The organism is Neotamlana sargassicola (assembly GCF_020523965.1).
Classification (GTDB): Bacteria; Bacteroidota; Bacteroidia; order Flavobacteriales; family Flavobacteriaceae; genus Neotamlana; species Neotamlana sargassicola.
In genome coordinates, this window is sequence record NZ_JAJAPX010000001.1 from 377,625 (window position 1) to 392,610 (window position 14,986).

Consider the following 14,986-nt stretch of genomic DNA (forward strand, 5'->3'; position numbering starts at 1 on the left):
CATATACGAGATTGTAAAACAAAAATACAAAATTTTTAAATACATAATTATTTTACAGTTATAAAGTACTAAAACAGATTACTTTTGTTGTAAATTGGCCAAAATTATTTTCACATATGAAGTCTCTCTTTGCCCTAATAATTTCTTTATTCTTATTTAGTTGTAGCAGCAATACTGTAACCAACGAAAACTGCAATTTCTTGCTCGATATTAACGTGAATATAACCATTAATTTAAGTCTTCCCCAATACAGTACACTAGGTTTTGTAGGAAACTCAATTTACATTTCTGGAATTGGAAATAATGGAATTATTGTTGCAAATACTGGTTCTAGTTACATGGCTTGGGATGCTAGCGACCCAAATTATGTTCCAGGTACTTGTTCTGCTTTAGTGCCAAATGGCCTGTTTGGAACTAACGATTGTGGCAACGGAAATACTTATAATTTTGTAACTGGTGAAATTAGCGATAACGACGACCCTACTTTAGTTTGCGCTTTAAAAAACTACCGCGTGCAGCAAAATGGAAACTCTTTAACGATATACAATTAAATTGATAGTCCGTTTTTTAAATTAATAAGCTTTGCATTATTAGTTAAAGCTTCTTGTAAAAATTGTATAGCATGTTTACTCCTGATGCCCGATTTACAATAAACAACCAACGGTTTATCGGTGTTTATTTCTTGATATCTTTTGGGTAATTGATTTAAAGGAATATGTAACCCGCCAATATGATGCTGTTCGCGTTCCCAATTTTCACGCACATCAAGCAAGTTGTAATCTGTTTTGTTTTTATTTAAAACGCTTAAAGAAATTTCGTTTTCTGTTGAAGCAATACCACAGAAAAAATCGTAATTTTCTTCTAATGTTTTAATATTAGCATGTTCAGTTTTATTAAACTTTAAAGTTATTTGTCGCATACTCAACACATCAAAAACCAATAATTTATTAGCTAAAACTTCTCCAATTCCGCAAATTATTTTAATAACTTCGTTAGCTTGTAAACTGCCAATAATTCCGGGTAAAACGCCCATAACTCCAATTTCTGAACAGTTAGGAGATTCTTCCGGTTTTGGTGGTGTTGGGTATAAACATCGATATGTACCACTTCCTTTAAAATTAAAAACACTTACTTGACCTTCAAATTTAAAAATAGAGCCATAAACCAAAGGTTTGTTTGTAATTACAGCTGCATCGTTAGTTAAATATCGGGTTTGAAAATTATCGCTTCCATCAATAATAACATCAAATGCTTTAAAAAGACTTATTGCATTTTCCTTTGTAAGTTTCTCTTTAAATACCTTAAAATTCACAAACGGATTTAACTGTTCTAACCGTTTAGCTACAATTTCTGCCTTGGGTTTATTAACATCGTTAATCGTATATAAAACTTGCCTTTGCAGGTTGGTTTGGTCTACAACATCATTATCAATAATTCCAATGGTGCCTATTCCTGCAGCAGTTAAATATTGTAAAATAGGGCAACCTAAACCACCAGCACCAATAACTAAAACTTTAGCTTCTTTTAATTTTAGCTGACCTGCTTCGCCAATTTCTTTTAAAATGATATGGCGATTGTATTGCTTTTGTTCTTCTGTTGTAAGCATAGTTGTTTATTGAGGTTGTTGGTTTTAATTATAGTTTCTCTCCCTTAATTAAAATTGAAGTTTGGATAGCTTGTTCTTTTAGATGTAAAAATTGTTTTCGCTCCTCGTCTTTTTTAAAGTTTTCAAAGTCTTCTTCAGTATCGAACTCCACCAAATGAATTTCGTAAGGCTGTTCTATTTTAGCTTCAATTAAAGAATTTTTATTTGGTCTTACACGTAACACGAGTCTTCCATTATATTTAGAAATAATGGGAATAGCCACACTTTCAAACTCGTTAAAAATAGCTTCTTGACCTTCCTTAATATAGATAAGCTGTGTTAAATGAATCATAGAGTAAATTTAGTGATTTACCCAAAATGTTCCCAATCTTTCCAAACAACTTCTAAACCTTGGTCTTTTAGCATTTGGGTGAAATCTTCGGTGCTTCTTTCATCTGAAATTTCAAACTGTTCTAACGATTTTGGTTCTACAGCATATCCACCAGGATTGGTTTTAGACTCTGAACTGATGGACGTAATACCCAATTGCACAATGTTATTTCTAAAATGTTCACTTTCGCGCGTAGACATAGATAGTTCTAAATCTTCATCTAACAATCTGTAAGCGCAAATAAGTTGTACCAAATCGGCATCAGTCATTTCTACTTTCGGCTCTAAACCGCCCGAATGCGGGCGTAATCTTGGAAAAGAAATAGAGTATTTTGTTTTCCAATACTGTTTTTGTAAATATTTTAAATGTAACGCAGTAAAAAAAATATCGGCACGCCAATCTTCTAAACCAAATAAAGCGCCTAAGCCAATTTTATGAATTCCAGCTTGCCCTAACCTATCGGGAGTTTCCAATCGGTAATTAAAATTTGATTTTTTCCCTTTCGGGTGATGCTTTTTATATTCCTCTTTATGATACGTTTCTTGATACACTAAAACGGCATACAAACCATTTTGCATCAATAACTCATATTCATCTTTTTCTAACGGTTGTACTTCTATAGTGATGTTTGAAAAATAGGGTTTTATAAGTTTAATTGCGTTGTTAATATAGTTTACACCAACGGTTTGGTTGGCTTCACCGGTTACCAATAACACATGATCGAAACCTTTTTGTTTTAAGTATTTAACCTCTTTTAAAATTTCGGCATCTGTAAGCGTTCGTCTTGGAATTTTATTAGTAAAACTAAACCCGCAATAGGTGCAAATATTTTGGCACTCGTTACTTAAGTAAAGTGGTGCATACATTTGCATAGTGTTACCAAAACGCTTTTTGGTGAGTTGACGACTTATTTGAGCCATTTGCTCTAAAAAAGGTTTGGCTGCTGGCGATATTAAAGCTTTAAAGTCTTCTAAATCTCGTTTTTCTGTGGCTAATGCATGTTCTACGTCATTTATGGTTTTAGAATTAATATCATGAAGAACTTCATCCCAAGTGTAATTTTTGAATGTTTCTGTGAAGCTATTAGTTTTTTGCCCTTCGTTTTTTGCTATGTCGTTTTGTATCATTACTATTTAAGCTAAACGCTAATAGCCAAAAGCTAATCAGCTAAAAATTTTGTTAATGGGCTACTCGCTTCTGCCTGTTTTTTTACAGGAGCTAATTTAGCCTCGAATGCCATTCTACCTGCTTGAACAGCTATTTTAAACGCTTTTGCCATAGTTACGGGATTTTGCGAAACTGCAATTGCTGTGTTTACTAAAACCGCATCGGCACCAATTTCCATGGCATGTGCTGCATGCGACGGCGAACCAATTCCTGCATCTACAATTACAGGCACGTTAGATTGCTCGATTATAATTTCTAAAAAATCTTGTGTTTTTAAGCCTTTATTACTTCCAATTGGTGCTCCTAATGGCATAACACATTGCACCCCAACTTCTTCTAAACGTTTACATAGAACAGGGTCGGCATGAATATAGGGCATAACCACAAAGCCTTTTTTTACCAATTCTTCGGCCGCTTTTAAAGTTTCAATTGGATCTGGCAGTAAATATCTTGGATCTGGATGTATTTCTAATTTTACCCAATTGGTTTCTAAGGCTTCACGCGATAGTTCTGCCGCAAAAACCGCTTCCTTAGCATCACGAACACCAGATGTATTTGGTAATAAGTTTATGTGAGGTTTGTTTAAATGTGCTAAAATATCATCGTCTTCATTATTAATATCAACTCTTTTTAGAGCAACAGTTATTAATTCGCTTTCGCTTACTAACAGCGCTTCTTGCATGAGTTTAGATGAACTAAATTTTCCAGTTCCGGTAAATAACCTTGAGTTGAATGTTTTGTCTGCTATTGTTAATTGCTGATTCATTGTTTTACTCTTGTCAGGTCGAGCGCAGTCGAGACCTTATTTATATTTCGTTTATTCCATAGACCTCTCGACTGCGCTCGAGGTGACAATTAATTTAATCAAATTATAATTTATACACTTGTTCTCGTGTACTTGGACCTCCTAACACTTTATTAAATGCTGAAATATTATTAAAATTCTTAGTAATTACCCCAGAAACAGCAACCCCATAAACTCCAGTTTTTAATAACTCTGGCACATCGTTAATGGTAATTCCGCCAATGGCAATTACTGGGGTTTTGGTGTTGAGCAATTCTAGAATAGATTGATAGCCTTGTAAGCCCAAAACCGGACTTAACTTTTCTTTGGTTTTTGTAAACCGAAATGGACCTAAGCCTATATAATTTACTTCTTCGGAAATTAGTTTTTCGCAATCTTGAAGTGTATTAGCTGTTCCTCCAATAATTTGCCACGATGCTAAATGTTTTCTGGCTTCGAGCGTTGATGCATCGTTTTTACCTAAGTGTACGCCATCTGCTTTTACCGCTTTGGCTATTTTGTAGTAATCATTTATAATTAACCGCGTTTGAAAATGACCAGTTATTTCTCTAGCCTTTTGTGCCGTTTCTAATATTATTTTTTCATCTAAATTTTTTAACCTTAACTGAACCCAATCTGCACCAGATGTACAGGCATTTTGTATGTTTTTTAAATGCTCGTCGGGTGTGCTTCCTTGTGATATATATTGTAATTTACTTATCATACTCGTTAGTTTTTAAAGGCATTTTTTATGTTTATAAAACTTTGTAATGGGTTTTCGCTATGCCAAACACCACCAAGCACACCAACGCCTTTAAACCCTAGCTTTTTAAATTCTGAAAGGTTATGCTCTGTAACACCTCCCATACCTACTATGGTTTTATCGATATGATTTACATCGAATTCGCGACCTTTATACCCTTGTTTAGATATGGAAGAAAATACCGGACTTAGTAAATGATAATCGAACTCGAAATAACAGTTTTCTAATTCTTCTGGTTCGTGAAACGACGAGCTTATGGTTTTACCAAACATATTTAAATTTTTAAAATATTGCCCAGGATTATCTATATGATCTCTTCGCTTTTGTTCCTGAAAATGAATACCTTTTAAGTTATATTGATTTATTAATTTGTGATGATAATGCACTACAACTCGGTTATGATATTTTGTATCTATTTGATTTAAATAGTTGCAGTGTTGATTATAATCTTTATTTGGTTTTCTTAAATGATAGTATTGCAAACCTTCTTGAAATAACTGGTTTAGTATTTCAATTTCGTTTGTTATGTCTTGCTCTGGTGCTATTAAAACTATCATTTCTGTTATAATTACTTCTTGATATTATTGTGAAACCCAGTGTAACAAAATGTATCGAGAACTTGAGTTAGGGATTGCAGTGGCATCCTTTTTTGTTTTTTCTACAAAAAAGATATAACGGAAAGCCCGCCCACGCTTTTTTTTGGCGTGGGAACTCCCTGATTATTTTACAAATATACTTCAGATCCTTTTTCTTTAAAGGCTCTTATTATCTTCACGTAGAACATATCCTTGAATATAACATTATTTATCCACCTTGAGTAGATTTTATAATTAAAACATCGTCGTCGCTTTTTAAATCTGTTGATGACCAGTCCGATTTTTTTACAACTTCATTATTAATCGCCACAGCAATACCGTTTATTGAAACTTTATAGATTTCTATGAGTTGCTCTACCGATATGTTATCTGGTACTTCACGACGTGTTTGGTTTACTTTAATATACATTGTTTTGCTTGGGTTTACTTTAAAAAATATTTAAAATTTTAAGGTTACACCCATTAAAAAATTAATAGTCGCTTGCGGATAATACCCTTCGTAGCTTAATGTTGTGGTTTCTCCTGGTACCGACCAAGTATCGTCGTAAGTTCCAAAATAACCGTTAGACACATATTCGTTGCTAAAAATATTATTTACTAGTCCCGATAGCACAATGGATTTAAATATTTTATTAGGATTGATAACATAATTCACATTAAAATCGCTTATAAAATACGCATCAAGTTTCGATGCTTCCCAATCGATATTACCCATATACTGTTCGCCAACATATTTATTTAATAAGGTTAGTTGCAGACTTTTTGTTGGATAAAAATTAAGCGCATTTCCAATAACAACATTTGGCGAAAATGAGATATTGGTATTTCCTAAATTTACCAATTCGCCATCGATAGAAGATGTAAAGTCTACATTTTTATTGGTACTTAATGCTACATTGGTTGTAGTGTTAAAAAAGTCTGTAAACTTAATGGTAGCATCAACCTCTAAACCTAAGCGATAACTTTTACCACTAGTTGCTCTAATTGGGCTTCCTACATCGTCTAACTCGCCCGTTAACACCAGCTGATTTTGATAAAACATATAATACAAGTTTGTACTTACTGCAATATTTTCGGTGTTGTGTCTCCAACCTAATTCAATATCGTTTAAAGTTTCGTTTTCGGTTACGCCTACTTCAAAATCGCCACGGTTAGGTTCGCGGTTTGCTCTAGCGTAAGACAAATAGTAGTTATTATTAACACTTGGCTTATAGGTTAAACCTACTTTAGGGTTGAAAAAACTAAAACTAGCATCGGTAACAAACTCAACTCTATCGGAATTTAAACCATCGGTTTCATAATTTACAAAACGGCCTTGTAAGTCTACAAAACCAGTAAGTGATTCTGCTAACTTGAATGTGGCTTTCGAGAAGACACTAAAATCGCTTTTCTTGGCATCACCAAAGTAATAATGATCTCTAATTTCTGTACCTTCAGCTAAATCGCTTCCCCAAATAACTTCACCAAAATGATCGCCAGAGTAAGTATTGTAAGATCCTCCAGAAATTAACTCTAGGCCAGAGTTTTTATAGGTTACGTTTGCATTTACTACGTAAAAATGATTATCTAACCAACGACGCACAATAATATCGGAACCCTCTTCAATTAAATTAGCAAAATCTTCTGCCGATTCTTCTGGTTTGTATTGCTCGAAATAACCTTCGCCTTTGGTGTAGTTTAAACCAATGTTTGTAGACCAATTATTATTTATACGCTCGTTCCAATGTAATTGGTAATGGTTTTGCCAATAATTATCGGTTTCGTTATCGTAAGTGTATGGGTTTTGACGACGATCTTCTTCTAACTCATCGGCGGTTAAACCATACCAAGCTTGATACGTGTATTCTTTATTCCCAAAAGTTAAAGCTTTTATTAAAGTATTATCATCTTTATAAATACCTTGAAGGAAATATGATTTTAAATCGGTAAATGCACGATCTACGTAACCATCGGAATAAATCTTTGAAAAACGTCCTGAAATTTCGAAATGATCGTTAAGTAAACCTGTACTTAATTTTACCGTGTGTTTTCTGGTATTGTAGCTACCGAAACTGTTGGCAATTTCACCTGAAGCTTCTTCGGAAAAAGCATCGGTAAGCAAGTTTATACTCGCTCCAAAAGCCGCAGAACCGTTGGTTGATGTACCAACACCACGTTGCAACTGTAAACTCTCTGTTGATGATGCAAAATCGCCTAAATTTACCCAAAATGTACCTTGACTTTCTGGGTCGTTATAAGGAATACCATTAATAGTTACATTTACACGTGTACCATCTGTACCACGCACACGAATACTGCTGTAACCAACACCAGCTCCGGCATCGCTAGTAGTTACTACCGATGGTAAATAGTTTAGTAACGTAGGGATATCTTGCCCTAAATTACGTTTTGCCAACTCTTGTTTGCTTACATCGGAGTGTGTAATTGGCGAATCGGCATCAACTCTTACCGCGCTCACTAAAACCTCGTCGAGTTTTTGTGTTGTTGTAGAATCTTTTTGGGTTTGATTTTGTTGGGCATTTACGCCGACTGATAACACTAAAAGCGTTAAAAAAAGAAAAATGTTTTTCATCTCGATTAAATAAAAATTAATCGAATAAAAAGAGGTAATTATTCTTAATTGTTAGTAAAAAATGATTTGTTGAACGTAAAAACATTTAGTTCACATTTAGCTTTAACAATAGGATCATGAAAGATGAACTAACCGCACTCACTAAAACTGTTTACTAGACATTTTTTTAACGTTCGCTTCCCTAAACAGCATTACCTGTTCTAGGTTCATTGGGTATGATCTCAGCCTTTTTTTAATTCAAAATTCTGAATTCAGAATTTTGAATTAAGTAAGCACCCCTTTATGAGAACGACGCAAAGATAATTACGAAATGTTAAATTTTCATAATTTAATTGCCTTTTTTTCTTTAAGATGATTTTATTTGAAACCTAACACATTAAACATCTGGCTTCTTTCGATTGGCTTTTTTTTCGGCATTGCGTTTTTTGTTGTTTAAACGTTTTTTAATAACCGACTTTTGCACTTTGGTTTTAATACGTTTTTTACGAACCACTAACGACGCTTTTATTAACTCTAAAAAACGTTGTGTTATTATGGTTTTATTTTTATGCTGACTTCTTGTTTCGCCGCATTGCAATATTAAAACACCATCGTTGGTTAGTCTGTTTTTAAGCTTTTCTTCGATGCGGAGTTTTTGAAGATCGGATAAAGCTTGAGACTCCCATAAATTAAAGCCCAATTCAATTTTTGAAGACACCTTATTTACATGTTGCCCACCACTACCAGAGCTACGAATAGCTTTAAAAGTGAGTTCTTGTATTAAGGTGTCTTCATTAATTGCCACTATACTTGGTGTACTGGTTTAAGTAAGTCGTTTACTGTTTTAACTGGGTTAAAAGTTTCAACAGGAACCTCAACAAAAATAGAGTTCCAATACGCCATACTACCGTTCCAAAGTCCTGGTAATTCCAAGGCTTGAATATCGATACCGTTTTGCGTTTTCATAGTAATAAAAGCCGCTTCCGGATCGACGTATTGCATTAAATCGAACTTTTCGCCTTTGTAGTTTTTTACACCGCAAACTAAATCGGTTGGATTAAAATGTGTTGCGTTTTGCACAATATCGTTTTGCTGCGAGTTTTTCTCATCAATTTGAGCAAACTCCACAACTTGTAGCGAAGTGTTTCCATCTTTATCTTTAACCCAAAACGGTCCGCCACCAGGTTCGCCTTCATTTTTAACCATTCCGCAAACTCTAATTGGTCGGTTTAAGCGCTCTTTTAAATAAGTTACTTTCTCAGCTTTAGAAAAATCGTCAAAGTCATCATTTAAAACCACGTTTAGTTTACTTTTTATAAATGCAGCTATTTCAAGAAGTTTTGCTTCATCGGCATCAGCATCTAAATCATTTAGATAAGTAAATGCTTGCTCTTGAGCTTCCAGCAATACTGCTGCAAGTACTTTTTTGTAGTTTGAAATGTCTTTATTCATTTCTAAAACCACAATATTATCAATGTTTTTAATGAAAATAATATCGCTATCTAGTTCATTTAAATTTTCTAACAACGCACCATGACCTGCTGGTCTGAATAAAATAGAACCGTCTTCTTTTCTAAAAATTTCGTTTTTTGTAGTTAAAGCTAAAGTTTCGGTTGCTTGATTTTGATATGAATAGGTTACATTAAAACTAATTCCTGTTTCTGCTTCTAAAGCTGCTTTTACAGCTTCGAATTCAGCCTTAAAATAGTCGTGATGTTTTTCTGAAACAGTAAAATGTAAATTGGCTTTTCCGTTTGAAGATGCATATATTTTAGATTCCATTAAATGCTCTTGAAAAGGTGTTTTTGCTCCAGTTTCATATTTGTGAAATGGCAGTAATCCTTTAGGTAAAAAACTATAATTTAAGCCCTCTTCACTTAAAACTGTTTCAACAATTTTATAGCTTGCTTCACTTTCGCTTAAAGCATCAAAATTAGGATTTAATGCTTTAACTTTTGTCATTACCTTTTCGTAAAACGGGAAGCTTTCTAACCCAGAGAAAAAAGTTTTAATTAGCTTATCGTTATTAGCTTCGGCGTAAGCTTCAACCGTATCTGTTTCTGGATTAAATTTATTTAAAAACTGAAACAAAAATTTAAACATACGTGTTGCTGCTCCAGAAGCAGGAACAAACTTTAAAATATCTAAACTATCTTGTTTTGCATGATAACTTTCAATTAATTTTTGCATGTCGTTGTCGTTGTATTTCTCAATACCGTGACCAATAGTTGCTGCCGATATTAGATTAGAATACGACATACCATTTTTAATTCGAGATACTTGAGCTTCAACCTGCTCAAGCGAAATGCCTTTGTTTTTAATTTGATCGAGATCTTTTTCTGTAAACATTAGTTTGTAATTTTTAGAATTTTGTTAATGTGCTTTACTGCTATTTCTAATCGTTCTGTTTTGTTGCCTTTTAGCAAAACGTACGGGCGATTGTATTTAATTAATGCATCTTCAAACGCCTTAAACATTTGCTCCCTTCTTTCCGGTTTGTCTCGCAAATCGTCACCTTCCCAAGGGGTATCAATATAAGTTAAAAAATATAAATTGTAGGTGTTTTGAAGCGCGTATTTTTCTAAAATGGGGTCGCAACTACCTACATAATACGCATCGGAATATACTTTGGTTTCCAATAAATCTGTATCGCAAATTAAAACCGTATTCGTTTTTTGGGCGAGTTCGTTTTCTAATTGCATTTGCCCATAGGCAATAGGCAGTAAATCGTCTGCTTCACAGGTTTTGCGTTCGTTATTCCATTTATTTTGTAAATACTCACGTGCGTATTCTGGCACCCAAATAGAATTATAATATCTAGCCAGTTGCCTAGACAATGTTGTTTTCCCGGTGCTTTCTGGGCCAAATAATACTACTTTTATGCAGTTTGCGGGTTGCTGTTTAAGTTTTTCTTCCATGCTTTATAGCCGTAAATAGCTATTATTGTAAACACTAAATATTGTAAACTGGTTAAAGTAAAGCCTTTGTAAAAATACAAGGGCACCGAAATAACATCGCCAATAATCCAGAGTATCCAGTTTTCTAGTTTTCGCTTAGCCATTAGCCACATACCAACAAAAAATATGGCTGTGGTTAAAGTATCTATATATGCCACCCAACTGGTCCATTTATTAAAAGCTGTATAAACTAAATAAACAAAAACGAGGGTTGCTAAAAATATAGCTAAACTTATTTTTTTTTCGTTAAATGTAGTTCGCGATATAGGAGTAACATGTTCAGCATCAATTTTTTTAGTCCAAATATACCAACCATAAACACTCATTATAAAATAGTAAGCGTTAATCATCATATCGCCTAACAAGCCCCATTTAGAAAGCAAGTACACAAAAATTACGGTGCTAATCATTCCTGTTGGAAACACTAGAACACTATTTTTTTTAGAATATAAAACCGATAAAAAGCCAAAAATAATAGCTATGGCTTCTAAAACTACATCAATGGTTTCATATTCTGCGTATTGTCCAAATAAATAATCGAAAATACTTTGCATGTGTTTATTTTTTTATTTGACTGAAGAAGGCTTCATCTTCCTCGAAAGCGGTACCAATTACAACCAAATCTGCACCTGCAAGGTAAGCACTTTCTAGTTGTTTTTTACTACGAATACCACCGCCAACAATTAAGGGAATGTTAAGAATAGCTTTTACTGCTTTTATAATTTCCTGTGAAACCGCATATTTCGCTCCGCTACCTGCCTCTAAATACACCAATTGCATTCCTAAATATTCGGCGGCTTTCGCTGTATTTCCAATTTTATCAATATTAGTTTGCGAAATAGGCTGCGTATTTGTTACCCGTTGTACTGCGGTTTCCTTTCCGCTTTCAATTAAAATATATCCAGTGGGAATTACTTCTAAATTGGTGCTTTTTAATTTTGAAACCGCTTCAATATGTTTACCTATTAAATACTCTGGGTTTCTGCCTGAAATTAAACTTAAAAATAAAAGTCCGTCTGCTTCTTTCGTTATTTGCGTCACATCACCTGGAAACAAAATAACAGGAAGCATAGTGTGATTTTTAATTTTTTTCACTAAAGCTTCAGTAGCATCAACTTCAACTGTGCTTCCTCCAACAAAAATATGTGTAGCTATTGATGCATTTATTTTTGCAATAAAGCTAGCGGTGTTTTCAAATACAAACTTATCAGGATCAATTAAAATTGCAAGTAGTTTGTCTTCTTTAAAAATTGAAGATTTAATGCCGCTTAATATGTTTTTGTTTTCAGCCACAAATTAGTGTATATTTTTTTTCAATAAGCTTTATTGTATGGCATAGGCAAAAGTAAATCCTTCAAACTCCAAACATGCGACATGGTAACGGTATTTTTTTCCTTCATAATCAATCCATGCAATACTAGTGTCTTCATCATCAGAAAAAGGAATAACCAAACAATGCTGTTTAAAACTTAAACCTGGTGTAGCAAACAATTTATATAACGACTCTTTTACGCACCAAATTTTGGTTAAATATTGCACGTAATCCTTAGCCGCTTCATTTAAATAATTAGCCTCATAACCAACAAATTTATGTGCTATTACTTTTATTTTTTCGCGTTGTTTTTCAATATCTATACCTACAATTCCATCGCTAATAACCACTGCCGAAAATATAAAAGAGTGCGTAATAGAAATTTGTTTACCATCCTTTAAATGTGGCTTTCCATGTTCGTCGTAAAACAAATCGGCATCGGTGTAACCAAAAGCTTTTAGCAAATGGCGCACACTTAAAAAACCACGTTGGTGCAATTCGCTTTTCATACCTAAAACACGCTTTAAAGTTTCTGGTTTAAGCTCCAAATCTTGCATTAAAAAATCGTACGATTCGGTAATCTTCCAAATTTTAACGGTAGTTTGTGAATTAGGGCTGATGGTTTTATAAAGTGGCATGTAATATTGTAAAACTTATTGATTATCTTTGCACTGCCTAAGTTGGTATTGGCATTTTTCGCAAGCGAATTTAACCAAATTAAGTGCTAAATCCCAAAGGCAAATCAATTAAAAAAATTAGAAAGAAAAAATATGAGTACTAAAACAATTCCGTACGTAGCAAACAAAGTAAAAGATATTACTTTGGCAGAATGGGGCCGAAAAGAAATTGAATTAGCCGAAGCAGAAATGCCAGGTTTAATGAGCTTACGCGAAGAGTACAAAAACGATCAACCTTTAAAAGGTGCGCGTATTGCAGGTTGCTTACACATGACCATACAAACCGCTGTTTTAATTGAAACTTTACAAGCTCTTGGCGCCGAGGTTACTTGGAGTTCATGTAACATTTTCTCTACACAAGACCAAGCTGCTGCTGCTATTGCCGCTGCTGGAACTGCCGTTTACGCATGGAAAGATATGACCGAAGAAGAATTCGATTGGTGTATCGAGCAAACCTTATTTTTTGGCGAAGACCGTAAACCACTTAACATGATTCTTGACGATGGTGGCGATTTAACCAATATGGTTTTAGATAAATACCCAGAATTAGCTCCAGGAATTAAAGGGTTAAGCGAAGAAACCACAACGGGCGTTCACCGTTTATACGAGCGTGTTAAAAACGGAACATTACCAATGCCTGCAATTAACGTAAACGATTCGGTTACAAAATCTAAATTCGATAACAAATACGGATGTCGTGAAAGTGCTGTAGATGCTATTCGTCGTGCTACCGACGTTATGTTAGCCGGAAAACGCGTAGTAGTTTGTGGTTATGGCGATGTTGGTAAAGGTACAGCAGCCTCTTTTAAAGGCGCTGGAAGTATTGTAACTGTTACAGAAATAGATCCAATTTGTGCTTTACAAGCCGCTATGGATGGTTTTGAAGTTAAAAAACTAGAAAACGTAGTTGCAACTGCCGATGTAGTAATTACAACTACAGGAAACAAAGATATAGTTCGTGCAGAACACTTTAAAGCTATGAAAGATAAAACCATAGTTTGTAACATTGGGCACTTCGATAACGAAATACAAATGGCTTGGTTAAACGAAAACTACGGAAATACCAAAAATACCATTAAACCACAAGTAGATAAATATACCATTAATGGTAACGATATTATTATACTTGCCGAAGGTCGTTTAGTAAACCTAGGTTGTGCCACTGGCCACCCAAGTTTCGTAATGAGTAACTCGTTTACCAACCAAACTTTAGCACAAATCGAGCTTTGGAATCATAGCGATAAATACGAAAATGATGTGTATATGCTACCAAAACACCTCGATGAAAAAGTAGCAAAACTACACTTAGAAAAAATTGGCGTAGAGCTTACCGAACTTAAACAAGATCAAGCCGAATATATTGGCGTAACTGTAGAAGGTCCTTACAAACCAGAACACTACAGATATTAAAAGTATCAACCTGAATAATGCCACACTGAGCGCAGTCGAAGTGTTTTTCAGTATCTAAAAAACAAAATCCCAAGCTATACATTTAGTTTGGGATTTTTTTTATTCTTATTTTGGGCGTTACCACAAGGGTCGGGCTTTCGGCAGTCGCTCCTTCCTACGTCAGGGAGCTTCAACAAATGCCTCAATCCCTAACGCGGAAAACTTCTCGATACAATTTCTTCGTGCCTCGAAATTACTCGAAGTGACGTGACTTATAAAAAAATATAAAACGTAAATACAAAACGAGCGTCAGTTCGAGTGATTCGCCCTAAGCGAATTGTATCGAGAACCTTAACCTATTAATCTTAGCTCATTTTAACCATATCTAAACTTCTCGATACAATTTCTCGTACCTCGAAACCACTAGAAGTGACGTGACTTATAAAAATTCCAAAACGTATTTAGCAAACGAGCGTCAGTTCGAGTAATTCGCCGTAAGCGAATTGTATCGAGAACCTTTAATGTTTAAATTTCTTCTTAGCTAAATTGGGTAGTTTATCAAATTCTCCATTTATTAGAGCTTCTTTTTTAGCTCTAGACCATTTTTTTATTTGCTTCTCAGTTTGAATAGCAATACTAATATCCGTGAATTCGGCGTAAAATACTAGTTCCAAAGGTCTTCTTTTATAAGTATAACTTTCCACATATTTTCCTGCCTTATGTTCTTCTAATCTTTTAGTTAAATTAGAGGTTATACCTGTGTAATAGGAATTATCAGAACATTTAAGGATGTAAACATAGGATATTTTCATTT

17 protein-coding genes are annotated in these 14,986 nt (G+C 34.3%); 2 read left to right on the top strand and 15 right to left on the bottom strand.

Going from position 1 to position 14,986, the window contains the following annotated elements:
• Positions 1–116: 116 nt before the first annotated feature.
• Positions 117–551, top strand: a complete 435-nt coding sequence (locus LG651_RS01610) for a hypothetical protein (RefSeq protein WP_226694412.1) — start codon at positions 117–119, stop codon at positions 549–551.
• On the opposite strand, the gene moeB is transcribed toward LG651_RS01610, so the two are convergent.
• From moeB to LG651_RS01680, 14 genes are all read right to left on the bottom strand, one after another.
• Positions 548–1,606, bottom strand: a complete 1,059-nt coding sequence (gene moeB, locus LG651_RS01615; protein ID WP_226694413.1) for a HesA/MoeB/ThiF family protein — start codon at positions 1,604–1,606, stop codon at positions 548–550. The two genes, LG651_RS01610 and moeB, sit on opposite strands and share 4 nt — an antisense overlap.
• A 28-nt stretch (positions 1,607–1,634) precedes the next feature.
• Positions 1,635–1,937, bottom strand: coding sequence for a DUF1330 domain-containing protein (locus LG651_RS01620; RefSeq protein ID WP_226694414.1), 303 nt, complete (start codon positions 1,935–1,937; stop codon positions 1,635–1,637).
• Positions 1,938–1,954: 17 nt separating this feature from the next.
• Entirely contained in the window at positions 1,955–3,103 is a 1,149-nt protein-coding gene (gene thiH, locus LG651_RS01625) for a 2-iminoacetate synthase ThiH (protein WP_226694415.1), read from the bottom strand.
• Positions 3,104–3,135: 32 nt separating this feature from the next.
• A complete protein-coding gene (locus LG651_RS01630) occupies positions 3,136–3,909 on the bottom strand; it encodes a thiazole synthase (protein ID WP_226694416.1) in 774 nt (257 codons plus the stop codon).
• A gap of 103 nt (positions 3,910–4,012) precedes the next feature.
• Positions 4,013–4,651 (bottom strand): thiamine phosphate synthase, encoded by a 639-nt coding sequence (gene thiE, locus LG651_RS01635; RefSeq protein ID WP_226694417.1) that lies wholly within the window; start codon positions 4,649–4,651, stop codon positions 4,013–4,015.
• A 5-nt stretch (positions 4,652–4,656) separates the two neighbouring features.
• Positions 4,657–5,247 (bottom strand): thiamine phosphate synthase, encoded by a 591-nt coding sequence (locus LG651_RS01640; protein WP_226694418.1) that lies wholly within the window; start codon positions 5,245–5,247, stop codon positions 4,657–4,659.
• Between the two features lie 247 nt (positions 5,248–5,494).
• On the bottom strand, positions 5,495–5,695 hold the full coding sequence (thiS, locus tag LG651_RS01645; RefSeq protein WP_226694419.1) for a sulfur carrier protein ThiS: 201 nt from the start codon (positions 5,693–5,695) through the stop codon (positions 5,495–5,497).
• Positions 5,696–5,725: 30 nt separating this feature from the next.
• Entirely contained in the window at positions 5,726–7,858 is a 2,133-nt protein-coding gene (locus tag LG651_RS01650; protein ID WP_226694420.1) for a TonB-dependent receptor, read from the bottom strand.
• A 376-nt stretch (positions 7,859–8,234) separates the two neighbouring features.
• A complete protein-coding gene (gene arfB, locus LG651_RS01655) occupies positions 8,235–8,642 on the bottom strand; it encodes an alternative ribosome rescue aminoacyl-tRNA hydrolase ArfB (RefSeq protein WP_317197704.1) in 408 nt (135 codons plus the stop codon).
• Positions 8,642–10,186 (bottom strand): DUF4301 family protein, encoded by a 1,545-nt coding sequence (locus tag LG651_RS01660; protein WP_226694421.1) that lies wholly within the window; start codon positions 10,184–10,186, stop codon positions 8,642–8,644. Before LG651_RS01660 ends, arfB begins: the two co-directional genes overlap by 1 nt.
• Positions 10,186–10,755, bottom strand: a complete 570-nt coding sequence (locus tag LG651_RS01665) for an AAA family ATPase (protein WP_226694422.1) — start codon at positions 10,753–10,755, stop codon at positions 10,186–10,188. The genes LG651_RS01660 and LG651_RS01665 overlap by 1 nt, the downstream gene beginning before the upstream one ends.
• On the bottom strand, positions 10,716–11,348 hold the full coding sequence (gene pnuC / locus LG651_RS01670) for a nicotinamide riboside transporter PnuC (protein WP_226694423.1): 633 nt from the start codon (positions 11,346–11,348) through the stop codon (positions 10,716–10,718). Before pnuC ends, LG651_RS01665 begins: the two co-directional genes overlap by 40 nt.
• 4 nt (positions 11,349–11,352) lie before the next feature.
• Positions 11,353–12,087 carry a geranylgeranylglyceryl/heptaprenylglyceryl phosphate synthase gene (locus tag LG651_RS01675; RefSeq protein ID WP_226694424.1) on the bottom strand — a complete coding sequence of 245 codons (735 nt, stop codon included), beginning with the start codon at positions 12,085–12,087 and terminating at the stop codon, positions 11,353–11,355.
• A gap of 30 nt (positions 12,088–12,117) precedes the next feature.
• Positions 12,118–12,744: a 4'-phosphopantetheinyl transferase family protein gene (locus LG651_RS01680; protein ID WP_226694425.1), complete on the bottom strand. Its 627-nt coding sequence runs from the start codon at positions 12,742–12,744 to the stop codon at positions 12,118–12,120.
• A 132-nt stretch (positions 12,745–12,876) separates the two neighbouring features.
• Here LG651_RS01680 and ahcY point away from each other — a divergent pair, with 132 nt between their 5' ends.
• Positions 12,877–14,193, top strand: coding sequence for an adenosylhomocysteinase (gene ahcY, locus LG651_RS01685; RefSeq protein ID WP_226694426.1), 1,317 nt, complete (start codon positions 12,877–12,879; stop codon positions 14,191–14,193).
• Between the two features lie 497 nt (positions 14,194–14,690).
• Here the strand turns inward: ahcY and LG651_RS01690 are convergent, their stop codons facing one another.
• Positions 14,691–14,984: a GIY-YIG nuclease family protein gene (locus LG651_RS01690; RefSeq protein ID WP_226694427.1), complete on the bottom strand. Its 294-nt coding sequence runs from the start codon at positions 14,982–14,984 to the stop codon at positions 14,691–14,693.
• Between the last annotated feature and the right edge of the window lie 2 nt (positions 14,985–14,986).